Source organism: Microbacterium sp., from assembly GCF_049650565.1.
Taxonomy (GTDB): domain Bacteria; phylum Actinomycetota; class Actinomycetes; order Actinomycetales; family Microbacteriaceae; genus Microbacterium.
Genome location: NZ_JBASAK010000045.1, coordinates 98,034 through 105,084, shown reverse-complemented (window position 1 = coordinate 105,084; position 7,051 = coordinate 98,034). Strand labels below are relative to the sequence as shown.

5 protein-coding genes are annotated in these 7,051 nt (G+C 70.5%); 3 read left to right on the top strand and 2 right to left on the bottom strand.

All coding sequences use genetic code 11. The annotated features are described in order from the left end of the window. The 3 genes from WA967_RS08985 to WA967_RS08975 all read left to right on the top strand — a co-directional run. Positions 1–888 (top strand): 2-hydroxyacid dehydrogenase (locus tag WA967_RS08985; RefSeq protein WP_424421430.1); only part of this gene is annotated, 888 nt, incomplete at its 5' end. A gap of 146 nt (positions 889–1,034) precedes the next feature. Beyond that, a complete protein-coding gene (locus WA967_RS08980; protein ID WP_424421428.1) occupies positions 1,035–2,696 on the top strand; it encodes a glycoside hydrolase family 13 protein in 1,662 nt (553 codons plus the stop codon). 13 nt (positions 2,697–2,709) lie between these two features. Further along, complete coding sequence (locus WA967_RS08975; protein WP_424421426.1) at positions 2,710–3,711, top strand: LacI family DNA-binding transcriptional regulator; 1,002 nt, start codon at positions 2,710–2,712, stop codon at positions 3,709–3,711. A gap of 31 nt (positions 3,712–3,742) precedes the next feature. Here the strand turns inward: WA967_RS08975 and WA967_RS08970 are convergent, their stop codons facing one another. Both WA967_RS08970 and WA967_RS08965 read right to left on the bottom strand, forming a co-directional pair. Beyond that, positions 3,743–5,998, bottom strand: a complete 2,256-nt coding sequence (locus tag WA967_RS08970; RefSeq protein ID WP_424421424.1) for a glycoside hydrolase family 3 N-terminal domain-containing protein — start codon at positions 5,996–5,998, stop codon at positions 3,743–3,745. Further along, the gene (locus WA967_RS08965; protein ID WP_424421421.1) at positions 5,995–7,050 is read right to left on the bottom strand and encodes an ABC transporter permease; all 1,056 of its coding nucleotides are present in this window, start codon (positions 7,048–7,050) and stop codon (positions 5,995–5,997) included. The genes WA967_RS08970 and WA967_RS08965 overlap by 4 nt, the downstream gene beginning before the upstream one ends. Position 7,051 lies beyond the last annotated feature (1 nt).

Sequence of the window (7,051 nt, the reverse complement as noted above, 5' to 3'; positions counted from 1 at the left end):
GGCACACCGCCGGACGGGGTGGAGATCCGGGTGTGGGATATGAGGTCTCCCGCTCCCGCCAGGCGCATCGACATCGTCGTGCCGCCCTACATGGGCGCGTCCGGGTCGCTGGACGCGCTCGACGGGTTGAGCATCGGCCTCGTACAGGGCCAGTCGATCGGCTACGACGGCGTGGCCGACCTGCTGCCGGCCGGGATGCCGTACGCCAACGCCGCCAGCGTGCACGAGACCTCGACGGCGGAGCTGGCCGTGGGGCTGATGATCGCCGCGCAGCGGCAGTTCCCGCGGTTCGCGCTGGCCCAGGAGCGCGGCGAGTGGGCGCCCGTGTTCGCCGAGAGCCTGGCCGATCGGCGCGTGCTGCTGGTGGGCTTCGGCGGTGTGGGCAAGGCCATCGCGCGCCGGCTGGCGCCGTTCGAAGTGGAGCTGACGGCACTCGCGCGCAACGCACGCACCGAGCACGTCGAGGGGCTGGGAGAGGTGGCCGTGCACGGCATCGACGAGCTCGAGGCCCTGCTGCCGCACGCGGAGATCGTGATGGCGAGCCTGCCCGACAACGCCGAGACCCACCACCTCTTCGACACCGCGATGATCGCACGGATGGCGCCGAACGCGCTGCTGGTGAACGTGGGCCGCGGTCCGCTCATCGACTCGGATGCCCTGCTCACGGCCCTCAAGGAGGGACGCATCCGCGCGGCATCCGACGTGTTCGAGCCCGAACCGCTGCCCGCCGGGCATCCGCTCTGGACCGCTCCCAACCTGCTCATCACCCCGCACGGCGGCGGCGCGTCCACCGCGATGAACCCGCGCATGGCGCGCCTCGTGCGCACCCAGATCGAGCGGATGCTGGCCGGCGAGCCGCCCGTGAACGTCGTGATCCCGGCATCCTGACCCACCCCTTCCGGTTCCCGTCGCACTTTCCGTCGCCTCGAGCCCATCCTCGGCGGCTCTTTCAGCGGCGGGGACAGCTTCCGACGGATCGAACCGATTCGAACCGCGTACTTCCGAGCTGTAAGCGCTTGCACTAACCTGGTGGCATGGCAGACCTCGAGCAGATCGCATCCCCCGGCTCCGAATGGTGGCGCACCGCCGTCATCTACCAGATCTACCCGCGCTCCTTCGCCGACGCATCCGGCGACGGCATCGGTGATCTGCCGGGCATCACCGCCCGACTCGACTCGCTGAAGAGCCTCGGCGTGGACGCCATCTGGCTGAGCCCGTTCATGGTCAGCCCGCAGAAGGACGCCGGCTACGACGTGGCCGACTACCGCGACGTCGACCCGCTGTTCGGCACGCTGGCAGACTTCGACGCCATGCTCGACGCCGCGCACAACCGCGGCATCCGCGTCATCGTCGACCTGGTCCCCAACCACTCCTCCGACCAGCACGTCTGGTTCCAGCAGGCGCTGAAGGCGGCCCCCGGCAGCCCCGACCGCGCCCGCTACATCTTCCGCGACGGCAAGGGAGAGAACGGCGAACTGCCCCCGAACAACTGGGAGAGCGTGTTCGGCGGCGGCATGTGGCAGCGCGTGACCGAGGCCGACGGCACGCCCGGCCAGTGGTACCTGCACATCTTCGACGTCTCCCAGCCCGACTTCGACTGGACCAACGAGGAGGTCCGCGAGGAGTTCCGCGGCATCCTGCGCTTCTGGCTCGACCGCGGCGTGGACGGCTTCCGCGTGGACGTCGCGCACGGCATGATCAAGGCCGAGGGTCTGCCCGACTACACCCCCGACGCCGACGCCGACTCGATGGGCGGCGGCGAGGAGAACGTGCCGTACTGGGGCCAGGACGGCGTGCACGACATCTACCGCGACTGGCACCGGGTGCTCGCGGAGTACGACGGCGACCGCGCACTGTGCGGCGAGGCCTGGCTGCCGACGCTCGAGCGCACCGCGCTGTGGGTGCGCTCCGACGAGATGCACCAGACCTTCAACTTCCCGTATCTGATGACGCCCTGGGATGCCGCCGCGCTGCGTGACGTGATCCGCGACTCGCTGAGCGCATTCGGCGCGGTCGGCGCACCCAGCACGTGGGTGCTCTCCAACCACGACGTGATCCGGCACGCATCGCGCCTGGCGCTGACCGCCGACAGCCCTCAGGGCGACGGCATCGGCCCGAAGTCGGCGGGCAAGCCCGACCCCGTGATCGGCCTGTCCCGCGGCAGGGCGGCCACCACGGTCATGCTGTCGCTGCCGGGCTCGGCGTACGTCTACCAGGGCGAGGAGCTGGGCCTGCCCGAGGCCATCGAGATCCCCGACGAGTTCCGCCAGGACCCGACGTGGTTCCGCACCGACGGCGAGCGCTACGGCCGCGACGGCTGCCGCGTGCCCCTGCCGTGGACGGCCGACGGCCGCGCGTTCGGCTTCAACGAGACGGGCGCGTCCTGGCTGCCGCAGCCCGACGAGTGGGCGCGCTTCGCTCGGGATGCCGAGGAGGGCGACGAGAGCTCGGCGCTCAACCTCTACAAGCACCTGATCGCCGAGCGCCGCTCCCGCGGTCTCGGCACCGGCTCGCTGGTCTGGGAGGATGCCGGAGCGGATGCCGTGGCCTTCCGCCGCGGCGAGCTGCACGTGGTGGCCAACCTCGGGGTCGAGCCCGTCGAGCTGGGCGAGGGTGTGACGTTCGTCGTCCAGTCCGAGCCGTTCAGCGGCTCCGCGCTGCCGCCGAACACCGCCGCCTGGTTCACCCGCGCCTGAGCGGAGCATCCTCATGGTGAGCATCGACGAGGTGGCGAAGCTCGCCGGCGTGTCGACGGCGACGGTCTCACGCGCCCTCAGCGGCCGGGGCCAGGTGTCCCGAGCCGCACGGGAGCGCGTGCAGAGCGCCGCCGCGTCGCTGGGCTACGTCGTTTCGTCGCGGGCGTCGAGCCTGGCATCCGGGCGCACCCGGAACATCGGCGTGATCGTTCCGTACCTGGACCGCTGGTTCTTCAGCACGGTGCTCTCCGGTGCGACCAGTGCGCTGATGCGCGCCGGCTACGACATCACGCTGTACAACATCACTGCCGACGCCGATGTGCGGCACCGGGTGTTCTCGACGTTCCTGCGCCGGCAGCGCGTGGATGCCGTGATCGCGGTGTCCATCGAGCTGGACGAGTCCGAGACGCAGCAGCTGCTGGACCTCGGCCTGCCGGTGATCGCCATCGGCGAGCCGAACCCGCGGCTGCGAACGCTCACAGTGGACAACACCGCGGTGGCCCGGCTCGCCACCGAGCACCTCATCGGGCTGGGCCACCGCGACATCGCGCACATCGGCGCGAACCCGGAGTTCGACATGGACTTCCACATCCCGACCCAGCGCCGGCACGGCTTCGAGCAGGCGCTGCAGGATGCCGGCATCGAGCCGAGCCATGCGTTCCTCGAGCCTGCGGACTTCACCGTCGACGGCGGCTTCCGCGCCGCCAAGCAGCTGCTGGGGCGACCGGGTCCGCGCCCGACGGCGATCTTCGCCGCGTCGGACGAGATGGCCGTCGGTGCGATCCTCGCCGCCCGCGACCTGGGCTTCCGCGTGCCACAGGACCTGTCGATCGTCGGGATCGACGGACACGAGCTGGGGGAGTTCTTCCAGCTCACCACCGTCGACCAGTTCCCGCTCGCACAGGGCGAGCGGGCGGCGCAGGCCGTGCTGGCTCAGCTGGACCGGGCCGACGCCGACACTCCGGCGCACCTGCCGTTCGAGCTCATCGTCCGCGGCACCACCGCCCGCCCGTAGCGCGTTCCCCGCCCGTCCAATGCCGGGAGCCTCAGGCGACGGTGAACTCCGCGGACAGCAGGTCCTCCTCGCGCGAGGACGGACCGACCAGCAGCGCGAACGCTCCGGGCTCCACGACGCGCGCGCCACGGGCATCGACGATCGTGCAGTCCGCCACCGGCACCTCGAGAGCCACGCGCACAGAGTCCCCGGGCTCCACGCGCACCTGACGGTACGTCTTCAGCTCGCGGTCGGCCCAGCTGGCCGAGGTCACCTCGTCGCGCACGTAGACCTGCACGGTCTCGATCGCGGGGCGGTCGCCGGTGTTGGTCAGGGTGACGGATGCCCGGATCACGGCATCCGCGGTCAAGGACGACGACTCCAGCACCAGGTCCGAGTACGACACCGTCGTGTACGACAGCCCCTGCCCGAACGCCCAGGCCGGAGCCTGCGTGAGGTCGGCGTAGCGATCGCCGTGCTGACCGCGGATCTGGTTGTAGTACGTCGGCTGCTGGCCTGCATGCCGGGCGAACGAGATCGGCAGGCGGCCGGCCGGCTCGATGGCGCCGGTGATCAGTTCGGCGATGGCCAGCCCGCCCTTCATGCCGGGGTTGGCGACCCAGATCACGGCGGCCGCATCCCGAACGGATGCCGGCAGCACCAGCGGCTTGGATGCCATCAGCACCACGATCACCGGCGTGCCGGTCGCGATCACGGCATCCAGCAGCTCCGCCTGCCCGCCGATCAGCTCCAGCGTGGCCGTCGAGCGACCCTCGCCGTACAGCCCGCGTGCATCGCCGACGACAGCGACCACGGCATCCGCTCTCTGCGCCGCGGTGATGGCCTCGGCGATCTGAGCGTCGTCGGCGGGGATGGGCCGCACCACCGGCGGGCGGGGCTGCCCGTCGGGCCAGGTGGCGCCGGCGGGGTCGGGCTCCAGGTTCAGGATGTCGGCGCCGCGGGCGTGCACGACCTCCCACGGGGCGATCGCGCGCAGGCCGTCCAGCACGGTGGTGATCATCTCGCGGGGCTGGCCGTCCAGCCAGCCGGCCTGCCCGGATCCGCCGGCCCAGTCACCCAGCTGCTCCTGTGCGTCATCGGCCAGCGGGCCCACGACTGCCAGGCGCCGCACGGCGCCAGCAGCAACGGGACCATCAGGCGAAGCGGGCGAGACGGGCAGCGTGCCGTCGTTCTCCAGCAGCACCAGCGAGCGCCGCGCCACCTGCAGGTTCAGGTCGGCGTGCGCCCGCCCACCCACGATCTCTGCCACGCCCGCCTCGGGAAGGCGGGGGTTCTCGAACAGGCCCAGCTCGAACTTGAGGGTGAGGATGCGGGCGACGGCAGCATCGAAGTCCGACGAGTCCAGCATCCCGCGCGAGACCGCCTCCAGCGCGCCCTCGAAGAACTGCGGCGTGGTCATGACCATGTCGTTGCCGGCCTTCACGGCGGCGGCTGCGGCGTGCGCGAAGTCGGGCTGCACGCGCTGCTCCCACACCATCCGGCCCACGTTGTCCCAGTCGGTGATGAGCGTGCCGGTGTACCCCCACTCGCCGCGCAGCACGTCGCTGAGCAGCCAGTCGTTCACGGTGATCGGCACGCCGTCGGTGGTCTGGTAGCCGAGCATGAACGTGCGGCAGCCTTCGCGGGCCACGCGCTCGAAGGGCGGCAGGAACCACGAGCGCAGCTTGCGGCGCGAGATGTCGGCCTCGCTGGCGTCGCGCCCGCCCTGCGTCTCGGAGTACCCGGCGAAGTGCTTGGCTGTCGCCAGAATCGCGGTCGGGTCGGCCAGCCCCGAACCCTGGTAACCGCGCACCATCGCCGAGGCCAGCTCACCGATCAGGACCGGGTCCTCGCCGAACGTCTCGTTCACACGCCCCCAGCGCAGGTCGCGGGCGATGCACAGCACCGGGGAGAAGGTCCAGTGGATGCCGGTCGCCGCGACCTCCACGGCCGTGGCGCGCGCCACCTGCTCCACCAGCGAGGCGTCCCAGGTCGCGGCCATGCCGAGCTGGGTCGGGTAGATCGTCGCGCCGGGCCAGAACGAGTGCCCGTGGATGCAGTCCTCCCCCACCAGCAGCGGGATCCGAAGCCGGGTCTGCGAGGTCAGGCGGTTGGCCTGCACGATGCGCTCCGGCGAGGTGTGCAGGATCGAGCCGACGTGACGCCGCAACACGTGATCGCCGATGTCGTCACGGGCATCCAGCTGCAGCATCTGCCCGACCTTCTCCTCCACACTCATGTGCGAGAGCAGATCGGCCACCCGGTCGGGAATCGGAAGAGAGGAGTCCTGGTAGGGCAGGGGAGTCAACGTACAACTTCTTTCGGAGGGTTCTCGTCGTCGGCATCCGGATTCTTCAGAGCGGATGCCGAGGCCTGGCGCACCGCGGTGACGGCGGCGTTCACGTCCAGGCCCTTCTTCTTCATGGCGCGGGCGCGCTCGCCGGCCGAGCGCAGGCGCGGGTTGACGTACTCGTCGATGCCGAAGTTGATCAGCGCCAGCGCGACACCCACGAACGCGATGCACAGACCGGCGGGGACGTACCACCACCAGTAGTCCGGGAACGCGTTGTTCTGCTGCGCCCAGAACAGGATGGTCCCCCAGTTCAGGTTCGACACCGGGATGACGCCGATGAACGCCAGGGTCGTCAGACCCAGCACCGCTGCGGTCATGGTGCCCACGAAGCTGGAGGCGATGATGGCCATCAGGTTCGGCAGCATCTCCACCAGGATGATGCGGTGCAGCGGCTCGCCGTTGGCACGGGCGGCCTGGATGAAGTCGCGATTGCGCAGCGACATGGTCTGCGCGCGCAGCACGCGGGCACCCCACGCCCAGCCGGTCAGGCCCAGCACGGCGGCGATGATCCACAGCGGCGGATCGGCGAACTGCGAGGCGATGATGATCATCAGCGGCAGGCCGGGGATGACGAGGAACACGTTCGACAGCGCCGACAGCGACTCGCTCTTCCAGCCGCGCAGGTAGCCGGCGGTCACGCCGACCAGCACGGCGGTGACCGTGGCCATGATCGTGGCGAGAAACCCGACCACCAGTACGCCCCGTGTGCCGTAGACCAGCTGGCTGAACACGTCCTCGCCGATGTGCGTGGTGCCCATCAGGTGCTGGAAGGACGGCGGCTGCAGCGTCTGGTCCAGGTGCTGCGCGGTGGGGTCGTCGGGGGCGATCAGCGGCGCGAAGATCGCAACCAGGATGAACACCGCCAGGATGATCAGCCCGGCGGCGGACTTCGGGTTGCTGAACATCGCCATGGAGGCCTTCAGCTGACTCCAGAAGGTCTTCTGCTGCACGCGCGGGCCCGGCATGTCGGCCTGCTGGGCGATGAGGTTCTGCGTGGGAGCGGTCATG

Bases quoted from the DNA above. Each gene is read 5' to 3' on its own strand.
- WA967_RS08980 (WP_424421428.1), top strand. From the start codon at position 1,035: ATGGCAGACCTCGAGCAGATCGCATCCCCCGGCTCCGAATGGTGGCGC.
- WA967_RS08975 (WP_424421426.1), top strand. From the start codon at position 2,710: ATGGTGAGCATCGACGAGGTGGCGAAGCTCGCCGGCGTGTCGACGGCG.
- WA967_RS08965 (WP_424421421.1), bottom strand. From the start codon at position 7,050: ATGACCGCTCCCACGCAGAACCTCATCGCCCAGCAGGCCGACATGCCG.